The sequence below is a fragment of the Candidatus Edwardsbacteria bacterium RifOxyA12_full_54_48 genome, assembly GCA_001777915.1.
In the GTDB taxonomy this organism is placed as follows: Bacteria; Edwardsbacteria; AC1; order AC1; family EtOH8; genus UBA2226.
Genome location: MFFN01000004.1, coordinates 409,738 through 433,326, shown reverse-complemented (window position 1 = coordinate 433,326; position 23,589 = coordinate 409,738). Strand labels below are relative to the sequence as shown.

15 protein-coding genes are annotated in these 23,589 nt (G+C 56.1%); 2 read left to right on the top strand and 13 right to left on the bottom strand.

Annotation, left to right across the window (positions count from 1 at the left end; genetic code table 11):
- The first annotated feature begins 60 nt into the window (after positions 1–60).
- Positions 61–1,917: a hypothetical protein gene (locus A2273_03565; protein OGF07558.1), complete on the top strand. Its 1,857-nt coding sequence runs from the start codon at positions 61–63 to the stop codon at positions 1,915–1,917.
- Between the two features lie 37 nt (positions 1,918–1,954).
- On the opposite strand, the gene A2273_03560 is transcribed toward A2273_03565, so the two are convergent.
- The 5 genes from A2273_03560 to A2273_03540 all read right to left on the bottom strand — a co-directional run bounded on the left by A2273_03560 (position 1,955) and on the right by A2273_03540 (position 13,423).
- Positions 1,955–2,704 (bottom strand): hypothetical protein, encoded by a 750-nt coding sequence (locus A2273_03560; protein OGF07557.1) that lies wholly within the window; start codon positions 2,702–2,704, stop codon positions 1,955–1,957.
- A complete protein-coding gene (locus tag A2273_03555; GenBank protein OGF07556.1) occupies positions 2,701–3,918 on the bottom strand; it encodes a tyrosine--tRNA ligase in 1,218 nt (405 codons plus the stop codon). Before A2273_03555 ends, A2273_03560 begins: the two co-directional genes overlap by 4 nt.
- A gap of 103 nt (positions 3,919–4,021) precedes the next feature.
- Positions 4,022–7,108 carry a hypothetical protein gene (locus A2273_03550; protein OGF07555.1) on the bottom strand — a complete coding sequence of 1,029 codons (3,087 nt, stop codon included), beginning with the start codon at positions 7,106–7,108 and terminating at the stop codon, positions 4,022–4,024.
- Positions 7,109–7,144: 36 nt separating this feature from the next.
- A complete protein-coding gene (locus A2273_03545) occupies positions 7,145–10,192 on the bottom strand; it encodes a hypothetical protein (GenBank protein ID OGF07554.1) in 3,048 nt (1,015 codons plus the stop codon).
- A 153-nt stretch (positions 10,193–10,345) separates the two neighbouring features.
- Entirely contained in the window at positions 10,346–13,423 is a 3,078-nt protein-coding gene (locus A2273_03540) for a hypothetical protein (protein OGF07553.1), read from the bottom strand.
- A 1,943-nt stretch (positions 13,424–15,366) separates the two neighbouring features.
- On the opposite strand from A2273_03540, the gene A2273_03535 reads away from it, so the two are divergent.
- Complete coding sequence (locus A2273_03535; GenBank protein ID OGF07552.1) at positions 15,367–16,629, top strand: hypothetical protein; 1,263 nt, start codon at positions 15,367–15,369, stop codon at positions 16,627–16,629.
- A gap of 354 nt (positions 16,630–16,983) precedes the next feature.
- Here the strand turns inward: A2273_03535 and A2273_03530 are convergent, their stop codons facing one another.
- The 8 genes from A2273_03530 to A2273_03495 all read right to left on the bottom strand — a co-directional run bounded on the left by A2273_03530 (position 16,984) and on the right by A2273_03495 (position 23,487).
- Entirely contained in the window at positions 16,984–17,283 is a 300-nt protein-coding gene (locus tag A2273_03530) for a hypothetical protein (GenBank protein OGF07551.1), read from the bottom strand.
- Between the two features lie 34 nt (positions 17,284–17,317).
- The gene (locus tag A2273_03525; protein ID OGF07550.1) at positions 17,318–18,649 is read right to left on the bottom strand and encodes a hypothetical protein; all 1,332 of its coding nucleotides are present in this window, start codon (positions 18,647–18,649) and stop codon (positions 17,318–17,320) included.
- Between the two features lie 95 nt (positions 18,650–18,744).
- Positions 18,745–19,224: a hypothetical protein gene (locus A2273_03520; protein ID OGF07549.1), complete on the bottom strand. Its 480-nt coding sequence runs from the start codon at positions 19,222–19,224 to the stop codon at positions 18,745–18,747.
- Between the two features lie 185 nt (positions 19,225–19,409).
- Positions 19,410–19,841, bottom strand: a complete 432-nt coding sequence (locus tag A2273_03515) for a hypothetical protein (protein OGF07548.1) — start codon at positions 19,839–19,841, stop codon at positions 19,410–19,412.
- A gap of 78 nt (positions 19,842–19,919) precedes the next feature.
- Positions 19,920–20,447 carry a hypothetical protein gene (locus A2273_03510; GenBank protein OGF07547.1) on the bottom strand — a complete coding sequence of 176 codons (528 nt, stop codon included), beginning with the start codon at positions 20,445–20,447 and terminating at the stop codon, positions 19,920–19,922.
- A gap of 156 nt (positions 20,448–20,603) precedes the next feature.
- Positions 20,604–21,392, bottom strand: a complete 789-nt coding sequence (locus A2273_03505) for a hypothetical protein (protein OGF07546.1) — start codon at positions 21,390–21,392, stop codon at positions 20,604–20,606.
- A gap of 151 nt (positions 21,393–21,543) precedes the next feature.
- The gene (locus tag A2273_03500; GenBank protein ID OGF07545.1) at positions 21,544–22,179 is read right to left on the bottom strand and encodes a hypothetical protein; all 636 of its coding nucleotides are present in this window, start codon (positions 22,177–22,179) and stop codon (positions 21,544–21,546) included.
- Positions 22,180–22,215: 36 nt separating this feature from the next.
- The gene (locus A2273_03495; protein OGF07544.1) at positions 22,216–23,487 is read right to left on the bottom strand and encodes a serine--tRNA ligase; all 1,272 of its coding nucleotides are present in this window, start codon (positions 23,485–23,487) and stop codon (positions 22,216–22,218) included.
- Positions 23,488–23,589 lie beyond the last annotated feature (102 nt).

The following is a 23,589-nucleotide window of genomic DNA, read 5'->3' as shown; positions in this document are numbered from 1 at the left end:
ATTGTCCGGGGGATTTGAGAACTCATCCCATACATCATTTAAACCATTAGGAGATCGGAAATGAAAAAAGCTATTTTTTCCCTGCTCTGGCTGCTGCTGATACAAACTATAGCGACAACGATGGCGCTTGAAACCGATATTCATGCCGCAATACAGGCCGGCGACCTGACGGCGGTGAAGAAGATCGTGGAAAAAGATAAAACCGCCATAAAGGTTCCCAATGCCCGAGGCCGCCTGCCCCTTCATACAGCCTGCTTTGAGGGGAAGTTGGATATCGTCAAATATTTGATGAAAAAGGGTGCTTCCGTAACTGAACGCGATACCAGTTACCAATTGACGCCGCTTCATTTTGCCGCCGGGAACGGCCACCTAGAGGTGGCCAAGTTTCTGTTGTCCCAAAAAGCCGATCTTAATGCCAGGGAAAGCGACAATGAAACACCTTTGTATTACGCTGCAGCCCTGGGACGACTGCCTATGGTCGAATTTCTGGTCTCCCAGGGAGCGGATGTCAACGACTCCTTAAGCCGGGTGGGGAATACGGTGGTTTCGCTGGCTATGGAGCGGCGGCAGCCCGAGGCGGTCAAATTACTGATCCGACTTGGAGCAACAACCAAGATGAACCCGCGGAACCAATTTCCCGCCAGCTGGACCCTGATGCACACGGCAGCCTGGGAAGCCGGCAAGGATCTGATCGACTTTCTGGCGGACCACGGCGTACCGGTCGACCAGAAGACCGACGGCGACCGGACCCCGCTCCACAATGCCTGCCTCCAGGGAAACACCGCCGGCGCCCGGGCACTGATCGCACGAGGGGCCGATGTCAATGCTGTCACCGCCGCTGGCCAGACCCCGTTGTTCATGGCCGTCAACTGCGGGAATCTGGCCCTGGCCGCCGAGCTCATCGGGTCAGGTGCGCGCGTTGACGGGCAGTATGGGAACGAGCGGCGGAACCTGCTCCATTACGCTGTCATCAAAGGCTACGGCGATGTTGCCGGCCTGCTGATGGAGAAGGGGGTGGCGGTCAACGCCAAGGACAAAGATGGCAAGACGGCGCTCGATTATGCCATTCAATACGGCCAGACCGCCTGCGCAACGCTGCTAAAGACAAAAGGGGCCAAGGGAAGCAAGCAGGCGGTGAAAGAGGGCCTGATCGCTCCGATGTCCAAGCCGCTGAAAAACGGCCAGGCAGCGGTTTGGTACCTGGGGCACAGCGGATGGGCCGTCAGGACCAGCGGTCATCTGCTGGTGTTCGACTATTTCAAAAACGGCCGCCTGCCCGACAGCCCGGGTCTGGCCAACGGCTCCATTTTGCCGGAAGAACTAAAAGGGGTCAAAGTGATTGTTTTCGCCTCCCATGTTCATGGCGACCACTACATGCCGGCCATATTCGACTGGAGAAAGGACCTGAGCGACATTACCTACGTGATGGGATTCGCGCCCCGGGACAAGGAGGGATTCACCCAGTTGGCCTCCCGTGAGAGCCGGAGCATCGGCGGGGCCGAGATCACCACCATCGAATCCAATGACAGCGGACAGGGATTTTTGGTGACGGTCGACGGGGTCACCATCTGCCATCCGGGCGACCATGCCAACCGCAAGAGGGATTTTTCCGGACCATACAAGGAGGAGATCGATTTTATGGCCGGGCTGGGCCGTCCCATCGACATAATGTTCATGCCGGTGACCGGCTGTAACTTCGGCGATGTGGTGGCGGTGCGGATGGGGGCATTCTACGCCATGGAGAAACTGCGGCCCCGGGCGGTATTCCCGATGCATGCCGGGGATGGCGGCCAGGCCTACCGCGAATTCGCCGAGGAGGCCAGAAAAGAAGGCATCAAGGTTCCCGTCAACTGCCAGGATTTCAGCGGCGACCATTTCGAGATAACGCCCCTGGCAGCGGCCCAGCCGGCCCGGTAGATCTCCGGCTCGATCTTAAAAAAGCAAAAGCCCCGCCTTACAGCGGGGCTTTTATCTTGGAGATCTTCCTGAGCCGTTCCAATTCGTTGGGCTTGCAGGGCCGGTGCTGGCCGACCGGAGTATTGTCCAGCCTCAGCGGCCCGAAGGCAACCCTCTTCAGATGGTCCACATGAAGGTTGAGGGCCCGAAGCATCATCCGCACCTCGCGCTTCTTCCCCTCCTTGATGGTGATCTCCAGCAGGGTGTTGTTCTTGGGCCGGTCGATAGACAGGATCTTAACCTGGGCCGGATGGTAGGATTCCCCCAGGTAATCAACCCCTTTTCTTAAAGGCTCAACATCGCTGTCCCGCAGGATCCACCGGACCAGGGCCTGATAGGTCCGGGGGATCTCGTTGCGGGGGTGGGTGAGGTACTCTATCATGTCCCCGTCGTCGGTCAGCAGCAACAGCCCCTCGGTGTCCTTGTCCAGCCGTCCCACGTATTTCAGTTTTCTCAGGTTAGGGGGGAGCAGGTCGTAAATGGTCTTTCTTCCCTCGGGGTCGCCCCTGGAGCAGAGGCAGCCGGCCGGTTTGTTGAAGATGAAGTAACCGACCCGCTGCGGCAGGCGCAAGGTTTTTCCGCCGACGGTGACGATATCGTTGTAGATGTCTATCACCGTGCCCAGCTGGTCGGCCACTTTGTCGTTGACCCGCACCTGTCCGCGGGATATCATCTCGTCGGCCTTGCGGCGGGAGGCCGCGCCGCACATGGAGAGATATTTGTTCAACCGGGCCTTGGTCTGGTTCATTTGAGCACCACCTTATGATATCCTTTCTTTCCTTTTCGGACCATCATCATCCCATCCTGGAACAATTCGCCGGTGACCTTCAGGTCGATGCTCTCGACCTTGGCGGAGTTCACATACAGTCCGCCCTGGGCGATGAGCCGGCGGCCCTCGCTCTTGGTGGGTATGATCTGACAGGCGAAAAGAACCTCGATGATGCTTTTGCCCAGAAGGTCCCGGCCTATGGGCGAGGTGGGGACATCCTGCAGATCGGCCCCGCCCTCGAACAATGTTTCGGCGGCCTTTTGGGCTTTTTGGGCTTCGTCCTCTCCGTGCACCATCTTGGTCAGTTCGTAAGCCAGTATCTTTTTGGCTTGGTTGATCTCCTGGTCCCTCAGATCCCCCAGGCGGTTGACCTGGTCCATGGGCAGAAAGGTCAGCAGGGCCAGGCACCTTTTCACCTCGCTGTCGGCCACGTTGCGCCAGTACTGGTAAAAATCGTAGGGCGGGGTCTTTTGGGGATCCAGCCAGACGGCGCCCTTTTCGGTCTTGCCCATCTTTTTGCCGTCGCTGGTGGTCAGCAAAGTAAAGGTCATTCCAAAGACCGGCCGGGCCTCGATCTTGCGCACCAGCTCCACCCCGGCGATGATGTTGGACCACTGGTCGTCCCCGCCCAGCTGTAGGGTGCAGTGATGTCTGCGGTACAGCTCCAGGAAATCATAGCCCTGCATCACCATGTAATTGAACTCCATGAATGTCAGGCCCCGCTCCAATCGTGCCTTGAAACACTCGGCCTGCAGCATCCGGTTGACCGAGAAGTGGGATCCGATCTCCCTTAAAAAGTCCACATAATTCAGGCCCAGCAACCAGTCGGCGTTGTTGGCCATGATGGCCTTGCCGCCGGAGAAATCAATGAATTTCTCCATTTGTTTTTTGAAACACTCGGCGTTGCGGGCGATGTCCTCCTTGCCCAGCATTTTCCGCATGTCGCTCTTGCCGGAGGGGTCGCCCACCATGGTGGTGCCGCCCCCCAGCAGGGCAATGGGCTTATGGCCGTGCCGTTGCATATGGCTCATCACCATCAACTGTAAAAAATGACCGACGGTCAGGCTGTCGGCGGTGGGGTCGAAACCTATGTAGAAGGTGACCTTCTCCTTCTCCAGGAGCTGGCGGATCTCATCCTCATGGGTCATCTGCTGGATGAAGCCCCGCTCTTTCAGGACCTCGAATACTGACATAAATTAAAAATCCTTTGATCTTTGAACGAGAGTAAGGATACCATTTTTGCCGACCGAATGCAAATGAAAAGCCCCGCCGTTGAAGCGGGGCTTTTTCGGAGCGCTACTTGATCACCGCGAATTTGCCCAGCTTGGTGCCGATGCCCGGCGCATCAATCTGGTAAATGAACACCCCGCTGGCGGGACGTTCATCGTAAGTGGAAAGGATATCCCAGCGCTCGGTGCCGTTGTTGTCATTAAAGGTGGACTGGTGGTTGAGCACCCGGATCAGGTCACCGGCCAGGTTGTAGATCCGGATGGTGCACCTGGCCGGCAGGTTGACGAAATGGAGCTTGGGATAATTGCCGCTGACATCCCAGCCGGCCCGCACCAAGTAGGGGTTGGGCACCACCTTGATGCTGTCCAGCAGGCTGGCCGAAAGGACCGCTTTCTGGGAGGCCTGGGTGGTGATGAAGGTCACCGTTCCGCCCTGAACCGGGTTGCCGGGCCCGGGGCAGTGTACCGTCCAGACATCGCCGGTGTGCGGCCGCTGGCTCCAAACCATCCTTCTCAGGGTGCCCCCGTTGCGGCGGTTGAAGAATAAAGAGATCCCGGCCAGGTAGAGGCTGTGATAGGCGGTGCTCATGGCGCTGTCAACATAAGTGGTGCAGATGTTGGCGGTGGCGTTGAAACACCAGGAGGACTGGGTCATGCTGGCCTTGGTCATGCCGGATTCCAGGGGCACCTCCCAGTTGTTGGTCAGGTCCCAAACCGAAGCGGTCAGGCAGGCCCTGGCGGCCACCGTGGTATCCTTCCATCTGATCTCATAGTCCGCTCCCCGCCATTGCCAAGCATTGGCAGTGGCGGTGAACAAAGAGCTGCCCTGGACCTGGCACCAGATGCTGTCGGCCGGATAGGTGCCGGTGACCGATACCGTGTCCACCTTAGCCAGCGCCGGGTCGAATTTGTAGCTGGCGTTGAACACCACCCCACCGAAGGGGATCTGGTCTCCCAGGTTTCCGTGAAAGGTGGCCGCCGGATCGCTGCCCAGAACACCATAGGCTGGCCGGAAGTTTATGGACTGCAGTATGCTGTCGGCCGGGACCCCCAGGTTGTCCAGGCGCCGGTCGTACAGCTCGGCATGATATACCGGGTAGTTTATCCCGGCGATGCCGGCCTTGGTGACCGGACCCCATACCAGCCGAAAGGTATCGTTGTTGACCTTCTTGGGCACCAGGGTCAAGGTGTACTCGTAATCGACCGTTCCTCCGGTCCTGATGTCCGAGCCGCCGGTGACGGTATAGCTGACCGCCGGGGCCCGGTAGTCGGCCAAGGGCTTCCGGGCCACTGCATAGACGGCGTTCTCGACAGGGCTGCTGCTGAGAGTGGTGGGGCATTTGCGGGTGAAGTAGACGTTGGGCTGATAATCATAGGCCGCCACCCCGTAGTACCAGCCGAAGCCGTTGATCACATTTTCATCCCGCAGGCTGTAGACCAGGCCGCGGTCGGTACCCAGGGTGTCCAGCCTGGGGCTGGTATAAGAAGTCCAGGGCAGATAAGTGATGTTGGGGACCAGGTCGATGACGATCTTGATTCCGTCCACCTTGTCGTAGCAATAACCGGCGCCCCCTCCGTAGCTCAGGGTGCTGTCGATCAAGCCGGTGTCCGGGTCGGTGTAGAATGTGCCCACCGGCTCCCGCTGGCCGGGATAGGCCAGGTCGTCCAGGCGGCGGGCCCGATAGACCAGATAGCCCTGAAAATCGTACCGGACATACAGGCTTCTCTGGTTGTAGCGGGCCATCAGGGTGTCGGTCCCTGGATTGGCCCCGCCCCGGGGCATTTTAAGCGAACTGGTGTCGCTGAGCCTGACCTTGAACGAATCCACCAGCAGCCGGCTGGAGGGCATCAGCCACTCCCAGGTGCCGGGGAAGTAGGCATACCAGCCCATGCTGTCGGGCATGCCCTGCCAGTAGGGGTCGGGAGTGGTCTCGGCCCGGCGGTCCCAGCCGATGATCACGTGTTTGTCGCCCGGGGCGACCGTCAGGACGGGGGCGGCTGGAGTGTTGGCCAGGGCAAAGTCGTTATCATATATCATCTGGGCCACGTCCGAAGCGATCTTTACCGCCAGGGTGTCCGAAGCGGCGATGATCCCGAGGCAGGTGGCGCAGACGGCATCGGGCCCCAGGTTGAAGGGCCCGCTGGACATCAGGAAGCGCTTGTCGCCGTAGTAATCGGTCAGCTCGTCGTAGGCGTCGCCCGTCATGTCCCAGAAGTTGATGCCGCAAAGCTCCAGGTAGCGCTCATCGTCCGTGGTCGGCTCATGCTCCGAGGTGAATGTTTTAAAGGCCGTCATCCCCAAAGGATCGCCGGAGGGGATGTAATGGGAGAACTGGTTGTCGATGACGCTGACGGTGCTCCCGGTGTTGTTGACGGGGCTTTCCAAAAAGCGGAAACCCACCACCCCGGTCTGGTCCCAGCCCGGCTGGGGCAGGTTCTGGAACTGCATGGCCAGGTTGCGGAGGTAATCGAAGGCCACCAGGTCATCCCAGGGATCATAGCCGATATCGGAATCCACCGCCGGTCCGAGATAGACATTCCGGAGGGTGGTGCCGCTCCGGTTCCTGACCTTGAAGTAGAAGAAGACGATATCGTTGTTGTCGGCGTAATTCCAGGAATAGGAGAACTGCTCGACCTGCACTTTAAGCTGCTTGTCGCCCAGGCTGGTGAAGGCGGGGTTGAGATCGCTGTACCGGCAATAGCTGTCCTGGACCGAGCGGATCACTTTTTTGCCGTCGGCCACCAGCGGCCATTCGGCCAGGTCGAGCAGGTCGGTGGACAGGTAGACCCTGGCCCGGGGGTCGGTCAGATAGGATTCCCAGGGCTCCGGCCCGAATTCGTGGCCTCCGCTGCTGGTGTTGTATCCCACCGACACGACCTTGCTGTTGCTGGCATCGATGGCCCCCACCCACAGGCCGGCGCCGAAGATATAACTGTGTCCGGAGCCCTTGGGCCAGAAGCCTCCTGGCCCGATGGTGGGATTGACAAAGGGGCCGTAGTTGGAGGTCCAGATCTCCCAGGCGTTGGCGTCGAGCACCCGGGCGGACAGCGATTTTCCGGCCGGCAGTGGTTTTCCGGCCGGCAGGGCGGCCAGGGATGCCTGGGCGGCGGGCAGCAGAGCCAAGAGCGTGAGGGCAAGAATGGATCTTTTCATGGACGACTCGCAATAAATTTTGTATATGGGTCTGGGTTATTTTATCAGTATCATTCTTCTGGAGACGGCCTTTCCCGCCGTCTCCAGGCGGTAGATATATATGCCGGCTGAGACTCTGTGGCCGTTCTCGGACCGGCCGTTCCAGACGGCCTGGTAATATCCCGGGGCCCTATATCCGCTGACCAGGGCCTTAACCAGCTGCCCGGTTATGTTGTAGACCTTGAGGTTCACCTCGGCGCCGGAACCGCTGACCTGGTAATGAATTTTGGTGCCGGAGGTTCCGAATGGGTTGGGGAAGTTCTGCAGCAGATGGGCCAGGCCGTCGTCGGGCACCGCCGGGGTCAGGATGAAGGTGGCCACGGCTCCTTCGGACGGAGTGGTGGGCCCGGAACAGTGAACGGTCCAGATATCGCCGGTGTGGGGACGCAGGCTCCACAGGGTGGAGATGTTGCGCAAAGTCCCGCCGTTGGCCCGGTTGAAGAACAGCACCACGCCGCCGATGAACATCCCCAGCCGGGCGGTGGCGTTGACGCTGTCCAGGTAAGCCAGGCCGGCGTTGGCCGCCGGGTTGAAGCACCAGGATGACATGGTCATGCTGGCCTTGGCCACTCCGGCCTCCAGGGGCACCTCCACGTTGTTGGTGATGTCCCACACCGTGGCGCACAAAATGCTGCCGGAGGGGTTGGTGCCCACCGTCCCCACGCTGTCCCGCCACCGGATCTCGAAATCCGAGCCCCGCCACTGCCAGGCGTTGGCCGAGGCGGTGAACAGGGTGTTAAAGGGCCCGTAGGCCTGGGCGAAGATGCTGTCGGCCGGATAGACCCCGGTGACCGACACCGTGTCCACCACTGCTCCGGTGTACAGATAATGCAGAAACGGCTGGAAGGCCAGCCCCCCGAAGGGCAGCTGGTCCTGGGGGGTCCCGATAAAGCTGGCGGTAGGCTCGCTGCCATAGATTTCAAAGGATGGGACCAGGCGTAAAGAATCCACCAGCCATCCGCCGGAGCTGTAAAGATCGCCCCGGTAGACCGGATAATTCACTCCTCCGCTGAAATATTTGGCCATGGCCCCCCAGCGCAGCTTGAAGCTGTCGCGCCGGACCGCATCGGGCGATATCACCCGGAGGCCATCCAGGTAATCCAGCGTGCCGCCGCAGCGGCTGTCGGAGCCGCCGTCCACCCGGACAGCGATATTGGGAGGCAGGTAGCCGATGGGATCCTTCCAAGGGACCACCGCCCGGGCATTGTCCCGGGGATCGCCCTGGGAGCTGGTCCGGCATTTGCGGGTGAAGCAGACGTAGGGCTGGTAATCGTAGGCCGAGACGCCGTAGTAATAGGTGCGGCCGTTGGCCAAACCCTCATCCACCAGGCCGTAGATCAACCCCCGGTCGGTGCCGAGAGTATCGTAGACCGGCAGGTAGTAGGTGGTGTCGATGGTGAAGTAGGAGGCCTGGCGGGTGTCCAGCACGATCTGGATGCCGTCGTTCTTGTCGTAAAAATATCCTCCGGCCCCCAGACTGCTGCGGTAAAAGGTTCCCACCGGGCATCTTTTATCAGGATCATTCAGGTCTGCAATATTATTTGCCCGGTAGATCAGGTATCCCTGGAAGTCATAGGGTTGATAAAGGTCCTTCTGGCGGTAAAAGGCAAAGCTGGTGTCGGTGCCGCCGACGGGATTGGGATCGCCCCGGGCGATCTTGGCATAGGTTGCCGTCCCGGTCTTTATCTGGAAGGAATCGACCAGCAGTTTGGCCGAATCCGGCAGGTACTGCCAGGTGCCCCTGAAGTAACTGTGCCAGGCCGAGCTGTCCGGCAGCTGGGCCCACAGCGGATCGGGAGTGGTCTCGGCGGTCTTGTCCCAGCTCAGGTAAGCCTTCCCGTCGCCGGGGGTGACGGTCAACCCCAGGGCGGCCGGGGCTTGGGCCAAAACAAAGCCGTTGTCGTAAATGGCTTGGGCCACATCCGATGCTACTTTTAGGGCGGCAGTGTCCAGGGCCCCGATGATGCCGATGCAGGTGGTGACCACCGAGTCGGGTTTTAAAATGAAAGGCCCGCTAGACATCAGGAAACGCTTGTCATCAGGAGCAAAGGCCCCCTGCTCGTCATAGGCGTCTTTGACCAGGTTCGCGTAATTAATGCCCTGCATCATCAGGTAGCGCTCCTCGTCGACGGCGGGATCAGTGTCCAGGGTGACTAATTTAAAGGCGGTCAACCCCAGCGGATCACCGGGGGCGATCTTGTGGGGATACTGGTTGTCGATCACATTCACCGTATCGCCGGTATTGTTAAGGGGGCTCTCGAAATAGCGGAAGCCCACCACCCCAACCTGGTCCCAGCCCGGCTCCGGCTCTTTCTGGAACGAGATGACCAGGTTGCGGGTGTAATCGAAGATGGTCCGGTCGTTGGCATTGGTGCCGGATTCGTCGCCGATGTCGCAGTCAACGGCCGGTCCCAGGTATACATTATTCAGAATTTTTTTGCCGACATTCCTCACTTTAAAATAAAAATAAACAACGTTATTATTATCAGCGTAGTCCCAAGCATAAGAGAACTGCTCCACCACCACATGAAGAATGCTGTCCCCGCTGGTGGTGAACTGCGGGTTCTCGTCGCTGTATTTGCAGTAGCTGTCCTGAACGGACCGGATCACTTTCTTCCCGTCTTCATCCAGAACCGGCCAGTCATTGTGATCGACCGGGTCGGTGGAAAGATAAACCCTGGCCCCGGGGTCGCTCAGGTAGTTTTCATAGCTGTCGTCCAGGCTTACCGGGCTGAACTCAGAAGCACCAAAATTGAAACCATTAGATAATATGGTATCCCGTGAATTTTTTATTGCGCCGATCCACAGCCCGGCGCCGTAGATGTAGCCGTGGGCCGGGTTGCGCCAAAACCCTCCGCTTCCGGTCCCGGGGTTTACAAACGGCCCGTAGTTGGAGGTGTGGATGGTCCAGGCGTTGGCATTGAGCACCCGGCTTGACATGGTTTTGGGTTGGGGCGGGACTTTGCCCGAGGGGAGGGCATAAAGCGGGCCGAAGGCGGCAATGATTGCCGCCGAGCAAAGCAGGGCCAGGCGAAAAACCTTCATGGCATCTCCCGATTGGTTTGGGAAATAAATATTGTTATTGCTCTATGATATATCCCGGGATGGCCCTTGTCAAGAATAAACATAACAGCCCCGACGACGGTCGGGGCTGACCTCACCCCGCCCTCTCCTAAAGCATTAGGAGAGGGTTTAAGTTTATTTTACCAGCACCATTTTTTTGGTCAAAGTTTTCTCTCCCGCCTGCAGGCGATAGATGTAAATTCCGGCCGATACCTTTTGTCCCTTGTCCGATCGTCCGTTCCAGGTTGCATTGTAACGGCCCGGCGTCTTGTTTTCGCTCACCAAAGTTTTTACCAGCTGTCCGGTGATGTTGTAGATCTTCAGGCTGACCGGGCAGGAGCCGGTGCCGCCGACCTGATAGCTGATGCTGGTGCCGGAATGCCCGAAGGGGTTGGGGGCATTCTGGGCCAGTAAGACATTCAGGGCCTCGATCCCCGGCCGGCCGGCCACGCCCGAGACCTCCGGGGTCATGATGAAAGTGGCCAGGGCCCCGCTGCTGGGAGTGGTGGGGCCGGAACATTTTACCGTCCAGACGTCGCCGGTGTGGGGCCTTAAATTCCACAGGGTGGAGATGTTGCGCAGGGTGGCGCCGTTGGCCCGGTTGAAGAACAGCACCACGCCGCCGATGTACATCCCCAGCCGCGCTGTGGCGTTGACGCTGTCCAGGTAGGCCCGTCCGGCGGTGGACGCCGGATTGAAGCACCAGGAGGATTTCGTCATATTGACCTTGGTCACCCCGTCCTCCAACGGCACCTCCACGTTGTTGGTGATGTCCCACACCGTGGCGCACAAAATGCTGCCGGCCGGATTGGTGCCCACCGTTCCGCTGCTGTCCCGCCAGCGGATCTCGTAGTCCGAACCCCGCCATTGCCAGGCGGTGCCAGAGGCAGTGAACAGGGAGTTGAGGGAACCGTAGGCCTGGGCGAAGATGCTGTCGGCCGGGTAGACCCCGGTGACCGACACCGTGTCCACCACCGCTTGGGTTAGCAGATAATGCAGGAATGGCTGGAAGACTATGCCGCCGAACGGCAGCTGGTCGTAGGGCGTCCCGTTGAAGCTGGGTGTGGGGTCTGCGCCAGAAAAGCTATAGGAGGGCACCAGGGTCAGCGAATCCATCAGAGAATCACCGGAACTGTAGAGCCGCCCCTGATAAACCGGATAATTGTATCCCCCGCTGGAATACCTGCCCATCTCGCCCCAGTGCAGTTTGAAACTGTCGTCGGGCACGGCCTTGGGATCGGCCGCCAACAGGTTCTGGAAATAATCCAATGCTCCGCCGTAACGAAGGTCCGAACCGCCGTCCACCCGGATGGCGATATTGGGCGGAACATAGCTGGGGGATTGGGCGGCCGGGGTCACCGCCTGGGCGTAAAGCGCCGGATCGCTGGACATGGTGGTGGGGCATTTGCGGGTGAAATAAACGTTGGGCTGGTAGTCGTAGGCCGAGATGCCGTAATAATAGCAGTGGCCGTTGGTCAGCCCGTCGTCCACCAGGCCGTAGACCAGCCCCCGGTCGGTGCCGAGGGTGTCGTAGATCGGCAGGTAATAGGTGGTGTCTGGCGTGACGTAGGCATATTGGTCGATATCCAGAACGATCTGGTACCCGTCGGCCTTGTCGTAAAAATAACCGAAAGCCCCGCTGCTGCCGTAATCGAGGGTGCCCACCGGGACCCTTTGGACCGGATCGTTCAGCCCGGACAGGTCGTCGGCCCGGTAGAGCAGGTAGCCCTGAAGATCATACGGCTCATAAAGTTCTTTTTGGTTGTAATAAGCATTCAGGGTATCCGTTCCGGGATTGGCTTCGCCCCGGGCGATCTTGGCGGAGGTGGAAACGCCGGTCTTGATCTCGAAGGAATCCACCAGCAGCTGGCTGGCGGACGGCAATTTGCTCCAGGTGCCGGGGAAGTAATGGTTCCATATCTTGGCATCCGCCAGCATGGCCCAATAGGGATCGGGGGTGTTCTCCAGGGCCTTGTTCCAGCTTAAATAGACTTGGCCATCCCCGGCGGTGGCGGTCAAGGCGAAGGAGGGGGAGGCCGGAGCATCGGCCATGACGAAGCCGTTGTCGTAAATGGTCTGGGCCACATCCGAGGCTACTTTTAGGGCCGTGGTGTCCAGGGCCCCGATGATGCCGATGCAGGTGGTGACCACCGAATCGGGCTTTAACACGAACGGTCCGCTGGACATCAGGAACCGCTTGTCATCCGGCATAACAGCACCCCATTCGTCGTAGGCATCATTGACAAGATCCCAATAATTGACGCCGGACATCTCCAGGTAGCGCTCCTCATCGGTCTTGGGATCCTGGGCCAGGGTGAATATCTTGAAGGCGGTCATCCCCAAGGGATCACCGGGGGCGATGGCATGAGAGAACTGGTTATCAATCACATTCACCGTATCTCCGGTATTGTTGACCGGGCTCTCGAAATAGCGGAAGCCCACCACCCCCACCTTGTCCCAGCCCGGTTCGGGCTCGGTCTGGAACTGCATGGCCAGGTTGCGGGTGTAGTCGAACAGGGTCCGGTCGTTAGGGGAGCCGTCAGATTCATCACCGATATCGCAGTCGGCGCAGGGGCCTAGATAGGCGTTGTTCAATATCTGGGAAGATTTGTTTTTTACCTTGAAATAGAAAAAGATAATATCGTTATTATCGGCGTAATTCCAGGCGTAGGAGAACTGCTCCACCACCACATGAAGAACGCTGTCCCCGCTGGTAGTGAACTGGGGATTCTCGTCGCTGTATTTGCAGTAGCTGTCCTGAACTGACCGGATCACTTTCTTGCCGCCGTCCAGCACCGGCCAGTCGTTGTAGTCGGTGGGATCGGTGGAGAGATATACCCGGGCGAACTGGTCGGTCAGATAATTTTCATAACTGTCATCCAGACTGACCGGACCTAATTCGGAAGCGCCGCTATTGGGGTTGTAACCCACGGCCACTATCTTGGTGCCGGTTGAATTCTGGGCGCCCACCCACAATCCGGCGCCGTAAATGTAGCCGTGGGCCGGGTTGCGCCAGAACCCCCCGCTGCCGGTCCCGGGATTGACCATCGGCCCGTAGTTGGTGGTGTAGATGGTCCAGGCGTTGGCGTTGAGGGTCTTCTGCGACATGATCTTGGATGCCGGGGCCCTTTTGCCCGGGGCGGTGGCGGCCAGGGCCAGGGAGCCAGTCAGGGCGGCAGTGACCAGGATAAATAACAAACGATTTACTTTCATGGCACTCTCCATTTATAAGGTGGTATGGTTGATCATAGTATATATGTAAATCAAGAACAATATTCATTAAAGTCAAACGCCCCAGCCATAATGGCTAGGGCGTTTATTGCCTTTGGATTTCTATTTAACAAGCATAACTCTTGCACTAACTTCTATTCCATTATTGGAGGCACGTAAAATATATACACCAGATGGCAGTTTTTTACTGTTATTATCAGTACCATCCCAAATAATATTATTTAAATTATTGATTTTCAGGTTGCGTACCAGCCTTCCCTGTATGTTATATATTTGAATATTTTCAAAAGGAGTTTCACCATTATTCGTGTATAAAGTTATATTTGTTAATGATTTAACGGGGTTTGGCGAAATCGATATTTTTGATTTAATATTTGTAACGGCGGGATTCTGGTTAATCCCTCTATCAGAATAATCGGGGGTATTATTTAAATAATATTTTTTATAATACAGTTCTAAATTATTATCTCTGGTACTTTGTATAATAAAGTTTGCTGTGTTATTATGTCCAGTGGAAACACTGCCCGAATTATTGTAATAACTACTTGTTGGAACAAGCGTTATGTTGCCCCACGAAAGACCGGCATTTGTTGAACGTCGCCAATAGAGTTTATTATAATTTGGATCTATATTTGTTTTATCGTGTTCATTATAAAATAAATCGATAATGTTGCTATTAGCGCCACTGACTGATATTGTAGGACACCCGCTGACAATATTGTCCGATGAATTGCTGGAAAGTAAGGTTTGATTGCTCCATGTAGATCCATTATCTGTTGAGCGTTTGTAATATATATCTCTTGCGAAAGAACCCGAATTGGTTGCATCATAACTCCACATTATGTGCACATAGGGTGTTCCGTTTTGGGAACATGATATGCTTGGCGGATCCATTTGTTCCGTTTGCAGACCTGGCTGGGATATAATTTCTGAAATAGAACCTAAGCTTTCTGATTGAATGTTATAATTCCTATATAATATTCTTAAGGAGGAATTAGAGGACAGCTCCTGTAGCCAGGTTATATGAACATAATATCCGTTTGGATCTACTGCTATGCTTGGAATTATTCCGCCGTGAATATCGGATGTGGGATCTATCTGATCATAATATTTTATCTGGGTTAACTGGTCTAATTCGGCGTTATATTGATAATGCGCAAAACCAATCTTATAATTAGTCCAAAGCCAACCTTGGTGCCAAGTGAAAAAAATATTTCCGTCATTTCCAATGGCTACATCTGGCATATAACAAAAATGGTTTACCTCAAATATTGTTATTTGAACTGGGCCAGACCAGCTTTGACCGTAATCGTTAGATGTTTTAGTATATACTTGTCCTAAAATGTTCCCATTTATATTTCTAGATTCCTCTATCCATACAACACAAACAAAATTTCCCGTGGAGTTTGTTGCAACAGAAAAGGATGGGAATTGGTTGTGGAGATGTAGCGGTGCCGGTGTTAGTAGCGTTTCATCAGACCAGCCGGATAGTGTTTTGCTCTTATGGTATAAACGATAATAATCCGAATCGTCTAAAGGTTTTTTACCCCATACAACATGTATTGGAAATTCGGTAGCGCTGGGTGCGGCTATCATATGCTGACTGTTGCTATAACTAAACCAGTATGGCAATATTTGGGATCCCCAATCGGATGTAAGTGGTGAGTTGGTAATGTTTTCGTCGGCTGTCCAGCGCCAAAGGCTTGCGGCTTGGGATACAAGAGATGAGCACAACAATACCAAAAGGACCCCTAAAACTTTTTTCATTGTTCCTCCCTATATATAGTGTTACGATAATTTCTTGCAGTATACAATAAAATTTACCTAATGTCAATAAGTATATTATAATTATTTCTACTTATATTGTTTTGGTCTTTGAGTTCAATTGGTTTGACAAACCCTAGGATATTCCGTATAATCACAGCATGCCAAATCTTCTTTACGCCGATACCAGTGGCCGGATCTTCGATTCCCCCCAACACCAGGCCCTGGGCCTGTCGGGCGGGGACCTTGTCCCCATCCCGGCCGGGGAGATGATCCCCCTGCCGGAGGGCAGCGAGCTGTTCGTGATCAAAAAGGGGATCATCGTTTCCGAGTTCGACGGCAATCAGGTCTATCTGGAGAAGCTGGGCAACAAAAAGGTCTACCCGGTGGCGGCCTTCATGCCGGCCGGCTACACCCGGACATTGATGCCGGCCTATCTGGAGCGGTCGTCCGATCCGCTGCTGCCGCTGTGGTCCTACACCGCGGTGGCCTGGCATAAAGGGAAGATCTGCGGGGCGGCCAGGCTGGTGGCCAAGAATCCCAAGGCCGATCCCGAACTGCACAGCCCGGAGCAGGACAAGAAGCTGATCAAATTAGTCGAGCAGCGTTTGAAACTGGAGCCGGACAACCGGCTGTTAAAACAGCTGGCCCGCTGCGCCTTGGAGTATCACTGCTTTGCCGGAAAGAACACCTTTTACCGCCGCTGGGAGCTGCCCCTGCCCACCTCGCCGTCCTGCAACGCCCGGTGCCTGGGTTGCCTGTCCTGGCAGCCGGCCGGAAAAGAGGGCTGCTGCGCCTCGCAGGACCGGCTATCATTCGTGCCGACACCGGAAGAGATATCAGCCATCGCCATTCCCCATCTGCAGAATGCCCCGTCGCCCATCGCCAGCTTCGGCCAGGGCTGCGAGGGGGAGCCGCTGTTGCAGGCCGAGACCATCGGGAAGGCCGTCAAACTGATCCGGAGGCAGACCGATCGCGGCACCATCAACCTGAACACCAACGGCTACAGCCCGCAGAGGATCAAGACCCTGGCGGCGGCCGGGCTGGACTCGGTGCGGATCAGCCTGAATTCCTCCAGCAAAAAATGCTATGATGCCTACTATCGGCCGGTCAATTATGGATATTCCGACGTGCTGAGGAGCATCAAGACCGCCAAGGACCACGGGCTGTTCGTCAGCATCAACCTGCTGGTACTTCCGGGATACACCGATAGGGAGCGGGAGGCCGAGGGGCTTTTAAGATTGTTTGCCCAGCATAGGGTGGACATGGTCCAGATGAGGAATCTGTCCATCGATCCCTGGTGGTACATCCGGACCATCCCCCGGCCCGGGGGCCGGGCCAGGGGCATCGCGGAGCTGATCAAATTGTTCAAAAAGGAATTGCCGAAAACGAAGATAGATTATTTCAATCCCTATCTGGGATAAAGAAAAAGAGGCATGGGTATCCATGCCTCTTTGACCTAACCCCTGCCCCTTCCCCGTGAGGGAAGGGGTTCTTTTAATAGTCCCTCCTTGATCAAGGAGGGGACGGTGGGGTTCTTTTGACCTCACCCTGCCTGATGGCATCCCTCTCCTAATGCTTTAGGAGAGGGGTAGGGGTGAGGTTGTTATTGCAGGGACATGGCCGGCCATGTCCCTGCTTGCCATTCGAGCCCCGCTGAACGCGGCCGGTCCCACTTCAAACGTAACGCAAGTTGATTTCCTCAGTGCAGGCTCTCCCCGCAGCGGGGAGGGAGTGTGGGTGGGGTCTGCCCGGACAGAAAGGGCTTTAACCGTGGTTTATTTGCAGGTCGTCTTTTTGCGGCGGAACAGCGACAGACCGCCGAAGCCGCTGATAACCGCGATGTAGAACCCGAAATCGTACAGCCAGCCGTTGTTGAAGACCTCATAAAGCCGGATGTTCTTCTTGAAGATACTCATGATCAGCGAGATGGGGGCCACCCAGCCGTGCCAGATGCCCCAGAAGAAACCGGCCGGCCTCTGAACGGTGTTGTGCCCGTCGCCGGGGATGCAGCCGGCCAGGGTGGCCAGGCCGACGAACAGGATGGCGGCCAGGAGGTATTTTTGATGTTTTAACATGGTCTCTCCCTAAAAAGTTAATTGATTATGGGATCTAAGACGGCCCAGGGCCGTCCAGTTCGTCAATCCGCTCCCGGTTTTCGGCGGTGGGGGCCAGCAAAGAGGCCTGTTTGAGGGCCTCCAGGGCGTCAAGCCTGTCCCGGGGTCCTTGGCGTAATTTCCATATCCAGTAAAGGACATCGGCCCGGCGGGGCGGCGGCAGGGGCTGGTCGATTATTTTCAGCAATTCCTCAACGGCCGGGCCGGGAGCATCGGCCGCCATGATGCGCGCTTCCAGTATCCGGCAGTCCAGGACGTATTCCTGATCTTGGTATTTTTGGGCCAGCTCCAGAAATCTTTTACAGTGCTCCCGGGCGGAGTCAAGCTTTCCCCGTCCCAGCTCCAGGGCGGCCAGGCCCCGGTGGGCTCCCATATAGAACGGCTCCTGGCTTTTCTCCCGGCCGATGGCGATGGAATTATGGAAGGCTATTTCGGCCGATCCCGGCCGCCCCAGCGCCAGGCGGCAATCGCCTATCTTCTGCCAGAGAGAGGGCAGGGAGAGGCGCGACCCCATCTTATCCGCCAGCTCCACAGCGCCCATAAGGATGGATTCCGCCTCGAGGTGGTTCCCCATCAGCGCCAGGATCTCGCCCGACTTCTCGTCGGCGGTGACGGTCATGTTAAGGCTGTTCATGGCCAGGCTGTGTTCACGGGCCAGGGCATAGCTTTTCAGGGCGCCCGGATAGTCGCCCCGGGCCGCCAGCAGGTCTCCCAGGCTGCCGAAGGACTGGCAGAGCCCCAGCCGGTCGCCCATCTTGCGGGATAGTTCCTGCTTCTGCTGGAGGTGGACCTCGGCCTGCTCCGGATCGCCGGAGTACAGGAATGCCAGGCCCAGGTTGCCGTGGGCCAAGGCCACCCCGGCCAGGTCGTCCAGCCCGGCGGATGATTCCAGCAGGCGGTGGAAATAATCCAGGGCCGTCCGGTAGTCCCCCCGCATGGCGTAGATGATGCCGATATTGCCGTTGGCCCGGTTCTCCGACCGGAGGTCGCCTGCCCGGCGGGCCAGCTCCTGGCCGGCCCGGTAGTTCTCCAGGGCCCCGTCCAGGTCTCCGAAGTGTTCGCAGGCATAACCCATGTTGTAAAGGACCGAGATCATGATGATATCGTCCGGCCATCTGGAGAGCACCAGCTGGGCCTCCTTCATGGTGTCCAGGGCCTCCTGCCGCACCCCTCGGTAGGAGAGGATGTTGCCCAGCTGATTGAGAAAGAGCCCCCGGTGATATTCGTCGCCCAGCTCCCGGCAGGCGGAGATCCCCTGGCGGCAGACCTCCTCGGCCCCGGCCCACTGGCCCTGGCGGAAACGGACATCCATGGTGGCCAGATGCACCTGGGCGGGATAAAAACGCCCCCGGCCGCCGCCGATCCATAACCGCCGGAGACCATGGCGGTGTAGAACGTTATGTGGCCGGTGTGATGGCATGCCTACCGGCGGGAAAAATACATCACCAGGACGATGATGGCGGCGAAGATCACGGCGAACAGGCCCAGGCCCAGCCGGGTATCCCGGGCCTTGGACCGGGCGCTTTTGTCCAGCCGCTCCCGGAACAGCTGCAGGGCTTTTGATATCTCCTGGTCCCGGGGCCGCAGCTGCAGCTTGGTGATCACCGCCTCCAGCCTTCCCTGGGCGGCATCGCTGCGGCCGGAGCGGACCTCGGCGTCGTTGATCAGGGAGATGCACTTGAGCCCGGCGTCCATCAGCAGGTTGGCGTCGTCCGGCAGGTAGCCGTTCTTGATCAGCAGCAGCTGTTTTTCCCAGGGGCTGTTGACGATCAGCCGGTGCAGCTCATCCAGGGCCTGGCGCTGCCGCTCCACGGTGTCGGTCATGCCCACCAGGGCCCCGCAGAAATCGCAGATCAGCCCGGTGAAAGCGGCCCCGCAGTGGGGGCAGTTGGATTTGGTCATAGGATCATCTCTCGATAGGGGGCGGGTTTTAAACCCGCCCTTACTGTTGGGGCAATTCATCCGACTACGTTTAAAACTTCGTCGTACGCGTGAATTGCCCTTACGGTTATCTGCCGGGGAGGGGTCGCCCGACCACGCCATCGTTGACGGCCCCATCGGACGAGCAACCCGCCCTTACGGATGTTTCACTCCACCACGAAGGTCAGCCTCACTAGGCCGGGCTCGGCCCAGTTCCAGGTGCGGATGCGCAGGCGGCCGATCTCCGAGGTGTTCCCCACGTGCGGGCCGCTGCAGGGGGTGATCACGTCTTGGCCGATGCGCACCAGCCGGACATCCTGGGCGCCCTCCGGCAGGCGGTGCAGGGAGCAGTAGGCGGCGGCCTCGGCGGCGGTCATCTGTTCAAAGGTGACATCAAGGTTCTGAGAGATGATCCCATTGGCCTTGGCCTCGGCCTGAGCGATGATCTGCTCCAGGGGCAGGCCGCTCTGGACGCTGAAATCACAGCGGACCTTGGTGCCCTTGAACCGGGTGTCCAGCAGTTTGCCGTTAAAAAGACGCCCGAAGACAGAGGTCAATATGTGCTCGGCAGAATGCTGCCGGGGATCGGTGGCCGGCATGGGTTACTTGCTCCGCGGGGGCACCGACCTAACCCCTGCCCCTTCCCCGCAAGGGAAGGGGTGCGTTCTTCCCCCTCCTCACGGAAGGGGGAGAGAGGGGGCGGTCAATTCCTTGGCCATGATGATGCTGCGGAAGTCCACCACCTCCCATTTGACCCGGTCCACCTGCTTAAAGCCCCAGCGCTGGTACATCGCTATCAGGTCCGCCGCGTTCTCGCAGGTGTCCAGGGCCAGGAATTTTACCTGGTTCTTTTTGCAATGGTCCTCCACCGTCAGATACAGCCTTTTGCCCAGGCCGGTGCCCTGCAGGGCCGGGTCCACCCCGAACTGCCCGAAAAAGTTGACGTCATCCCGGCGGTAGAACTCGGCCGGGGAATTCTTGTCCGGGCCGTAGACCGAGATGGTGCCCACCAGGGCACTGTCCTTGACAGCCAGGAAGGAGGTTCCCGTTTTTAGCCGCTTCTCGGTGACGGAGTCGTCCTGGCGGGAGGCCCAAAAGCGGACGCCCTGCCCGGCCAGCTTGGCGTAGGCCCGGTGCAGGAGGGCGGTGATCTCCGGAATGGGGTCGGCGGGCTGGTATGGGCGGATGAGGATGCTATTGTACATAAAGTGTAGAATTAAACAAAACCAGGTTGGTATTTTTTGTGAAGTATCAGCAGCCGTCACTTGAAACGGTGGTTTTATACAAGCAGTTAGTTATCGGTGTGTCCTTGCTATAGCAGATTAAGAGCAATAGGAAGAATGCAATTATTGATAGATCTTTTATTGCAGAAACTCATTTTTGTATAATCCCATTTTTTTGCTAAGCCGTTTATCCCAAAAAGCTATTGTTGATTCATTCATTATTTCAATATTCTTACTTACAGCGTCAACGGCACACAACATAAGGTGAATAGAAGTAAATATTATTATTGGGTCAATACCTTTTGAAGGTTTAGTGCCAACTATCATTTTTATTGTTTCTTCTTTTTTACGTAAGTCAATATAGAATTGACCAACTTTTGATGAATTGTGAACAAAATCACTACCAATTCTATAACAAAACTCATAATTTTCAAGCAAATCGGCCTCTATCGCAGCAGCGCGTAAGCCACCCTGGTACCATTGACGGTCTACGTAGATTTTACCGCTGTTCTTATCTCTGTTTGTAAATAATGGCTTTAATGCATCATACTCTTTTTGCATATAAGCTATTTCATCTGCAGGATGCTGTTTTATAAATGTTTTGTCTTTGAGAAACTCTTTAAAGTAAATGAATTGTTGATATTTAACCCAACGTTCAATATGTTTATTGTTCTTTGCAAACAATACGCAGCAAAGTACAGATTCAAACAGGCAACGTAAAAGTACAAAAGAGTCTTGAAATATATTATTTTTACATAATATTTTGATGCTATTAAAATGGCGATAACTTTTTATAAATAAAAGAAACAAACAATGGACTTCAACGTTTTTATCATATTCCAATATAATGAAATCTAGCTTGGAGCGCATACCATTAGATATTGCCTCGCTAAAGGCTTGGTAAAAACCATGCAATTCTTTTTTCATTATTATGGCTTTTATTTAATAATGGTTAATAATATTTCTTAGGCATTGTTTCGACCATCACTATGTGTGTAAAATGTATAAAGATCTTCACTGAATCACATCCATCCCCATGAACGATCGTAAAATCTCCGGCACGGTAATGCTTTTGTAATTATTTAACAGGCACGCCGGCCGCGGATTCAATAACTATGCTTTTAAGTATTATTTTGCCTTCTTCAAAAGTTGAAGAATCAAACTCATTTTCAGAGGCCCTTTCGGAAATCATTGCACGGATCACCATTTCCTTGAATGTCGGGTGTAAACAAGTAAAACCATAATTACGTATTTTCAAAGGTAGGTTTGGGTTAATGGCAGGATTGCGGTCTAGAACTTCCTCGGTCCAATATACGCACCATTGCCCCTGTAATGTGTCCGGGGCTTGGGTAAAGTTAACTAATTTAAATCGCAGTGTATCTGAGAACCGGTGCGTTCCTTTGTCAATATTTACAAATTCCTCAAGGTTTGCGGCCGGTCGCCGCATTTTGTGCAATTCAACGCTGACATAAGCAGTGTGTCTCATGTCTCCCGGGTATTTTGCAAGATATTTTCTGAACAAAGCATTGTGATAACCCTGTTCTTTTATCGATAAAATCCAACCGGTATCCGGCGGTCGCGCCACTGAAAAGCCGGTATATTGCATCCTGGGCTGCATTTTTGATACGGGAATAATATAATGGCTGCTGCAGGAGACAACGGCAATAATTACCATAATAAAAAGAGATAAATAGAAACCGATATTCTTTTTCATTTGTTCCCTCGTATTTTTGATTTTATATTTCAATGCTTATTTTATCACATCCATTCCCATGAACGGCCGTAAAACCTCCGGCACGGTAATGCTCCCGTCTGCGTTCTGGTAATTCTCCATCACCGCTATCATGGTCCTGGGCAGGGCCAGGCCAGAGCCGTTCAGGGTATGCACAAACTCCGGCTTGGCCTTGGGTTCCCGGCGGAACTTGATGTTGGCCCGGCGGGCCTGGAAATCCCCGAAGTTGGAGCAGGATGAAACCTCCAGCCACTCGTTGCAGCCCGGGGCCCACACCTCCACGTCGTAGGTCTTAACCGAGGAGAAGGTCAGGTCGGCGGTGCACAACTGGACCACGCGGTAGCGCAGGCCCAGCATCTCCGGAATGGCGCAGGCGTCGGCCAGCAGCTTCTGCAGTTCGTCATTGGAATGCTCCGGCAGGGAGAACTTGACCAGCTCCACCTTGTCGAACTGGTGCCCGCGCTTGATGCCCCTAACATCCTTGCCGGCCGACATCTTCTCCCGCCGGAAGCAGGGGGTGTAGGCCACGTGATATAAAGGAAGCTTGCTTCCGTCCAAAATTTCGCCCCGGTACATGTTGGTTACCGGCACCTCGGCGGTGGGGATCAGCCAGAAATCCTCCTCGGCGTCGTGATACAGGTTGTCGGCGAACTTGGGCAGCTGGCCGGTGCCGATCAGGCAGTGGTGGTTCACTATGTAGGGCGGAAGGATCTCGCGGTAGCCGTGCTTTTGGGTGTGAACGTCCAGCATCAGGGCGATCAGGGCCCTCTGCAGGCGGGCGCCGGCCCCTTTGAGCAGATAGAAGCGGGTGCCGGACATCTTGACCCCCCGCTCAAAATCTATGATATCCAGCTTCTCGCCCAGCTCCCAGTGGGGCTGGGGGGCGAAGCCGAATTTCTTCTCGTCGCCCACCGTCTTTTCCACCACGTTGTCCTTCTCGCTTTGGCCCAGCGGGACGGTGGGGTCCGGCAGATTGGGCAGGGACAGGGTAGTCTCGGTCAGCTTCTCTTCAACCATCCGCAGCTCGTCATCCAAAAGCTTTATCTTATCGCCCACCTGGCGCATCTCCAGAACCTTCTTATCGGCTTCGGGAGATTTTTCCTTCTTCAGCCTGGCGATCTCCTCGGAGACCGTGTTGCGCTGGGCTTTTAAGACCTCCACCTCCTGGACCATGGCCCGGCGTTTGGCGTCCAGCTCCAGGAAGGGGCCCAGGTCGGCCTTCTCGCCCTTCTTGGCCAGGCCCTCCTTTACCAGTTCGATGTTCTCCCGGATGAATTTGATATCCAGCATAATGCCTCTGTATTGGTGAATGGTTGTTTGTTTTGTAACGTAACCCCACCCTATTTCCCTCCCCTCGAGGGGAGGGATGCCGTCAGGCAGGGAGAGGTTGAT